The following is a 1,919-nucleotide window of genomic DNA, read 5'->3' as shown; positions in this document are numbered from 1 at the left end:
CGCGGCACGTTGATCCGCAGCCGCCCGGCCGGCGTGTCGCGGAAGCGGTTCACTTCCTCCACCGCCAGGTCGAATTCGGCGAAGAGCGGCCGGATCCGCTCCAGCAGCCTTTCCCCCGCCTCGGTCGGGGTGACGCTGCGGGCGCTGGAGGCGCGGCTGGGCGTCCGCCTGCTGAACCGCACCACCCGCAGCGTCACCCCGACCGAGGCGGGTGAGACGCTGCTGCAGCGGATCCGGCCGCTCTTCGCCGAATTCGACCTGGCGGTGGAGGAGGTGAACCGCTTCCGCGACACGCCGGCCGGGCGGCTGCGGATCAACGTGCCGCGGGTCGCCGCCACCCAGTTCATCGCCCCGGCGCTGGGCGTGTTCCACCGCGCCCATCCCGGCATCGACCTGGAGGTGGTGGTCGACGACACCATCACCGACATCGTCGCCGGCCGCTTCGATGCCGGCATCCGGCTGGGCGAGTCGCTGGAGCGGGACATGGTGGCGGTGCCGCTGACCGGGGCACTGGAGCTGATGGCGGTGGCGGCGCCGGCCTATCTGGCCGCGCACGGCGAGCCCGAGACGCCGGCCGATCTGCACCGGCACCGCTGCATCCGTTTCCGCTGGCCGGGCGGCGGCGACATCTATCGCTGGGAGTTCGAAGGCGGCGGCCAGGCGTTCGACGTGGCGGTGGACGGGCCGCTGACGGTCAATGATTCCGAGCTGATGCTGCAGGCGGCGCTGGACGGTGTCGGCATCGCCTATCTGCTCGACCGCCAGATGGGGTCCTGCGTCGCCGATGGCCGGCTGCAACGGGTGCTGCAGGACTGGTCGCCGCGCTTCCCCGGCTTCTATCTGTACCACTCCAGCCGCCGCCAGGTGCCGCCCGCCCTGCGCGCTTTCATCGACGTGCTGCGCCGCACGGTGCGGCAGGGCGGATAGGGCGTCGTTCGGGCTGCGGGACTGGATTGCTTCGCTGCGCTCGCAATGACGGATCTTGAAGGAGCGCCCCCTCGCCAACCCCCACCGTCATCGCGAGGCGCGAAGCGCCGTGGCGATCCAGGCTGGTGCCGGAGCAACCGAGCCCGACGATGTAAACGAATTGTTCATCGACGCCACCCTCGCGCTTCGTTCATCATTTGTTCCATGCAAAACGCGCCCGAACCCCTCGATGTCCAGGCCTACAGCCGCAGCCTCGCGCTGCAGGGGATCGAGATGCTCAGCCGCCTCGCCGAGATCGCGATGCAGCTGGCCGAGGGGGAGGGCGCCCGCGCCCTGGCGGCGCAGGCCTGGGCTGCCGAAGTGCGGGCCGATCCCGCCGGGCAGCCGGCGGATGATCCCGACCCCAGGATCGAGGCGCGGGAGGCCGGGCTGGCCTTCGACCGCTTCGCCCGCTCGGTGCAGCGCTCGCTGGGCCTGCGCGGCCGCGCCGCCGACAGCCTGTGTGTCCGCGACAAGGCCGCAGCGGCCGAGCGCGAGACCAATCGCAAGCTGCGCCGCACCCGCCACCGTGACGAGGTCCAGAGCGTCCTGGATTTCATGATCTGGGACGAAATCCCGGATGACGACCGCGCCAAGGCGCTGGAGCAGGAGCTCGGCGAGCGGCTCAGCGACCTCTATTGCGACGACGATGCCGACCGGATCGAGGACCGGCCGGCCGGGTCGGTCATGGCCGGGTTGGCCTGCGGCCTGGGACTGGCCGAGGAATGGAGCAACTGGGCGCCCGGCTGGCCGGCGACGCCGACCCCGCCGCGGCCGGCCGGCGGCGAGGCCGCGATCCTGGCCGAACGGGCCCGGCGCCGGGACCTGGCGGTCGCCGCGGTGGAGCGCGCCTTCCCCGCGATCGACCCGGCGCGGATCCCCGGGATCCGGGTCGGGCTGGCGGTGCGGCTGCAGGAGGCCGATATGGTCGAATGCCTCGACACCGAGACCAC

At 72.2% G+C, this 1,919-nt stretch carries 2 protein-coding genes; both read left to right on the top strand.

Annotated elements, in window-relative coordinates:
• The coding region (locus AC3XYG_RS30790) for a LysR family transcriptional regulator (RefSeq protein ID WP_489143697.1) at nucleotides 1–927 on the top strand (927 nt) is incomplete at its 5' end.
• A gap of 204 nt (nucleotides 928–1,131) precedes the next feature.
• Nucleotides 1,132–1,919: hypothetical protein (locus AC3XYG_RS30785; RefSeq protein ID WP_489143696.1), on the top strand; the 788-nt coding region annotated here is incomplete at its 3' end.

Source organism: Inquilinus sp. (genome assembly GCF_057815775.1).
Note: the sequence above shows the minus strand (reverse complement) of the source record. Positions and strands in the feature narration are given on the sequence as shown.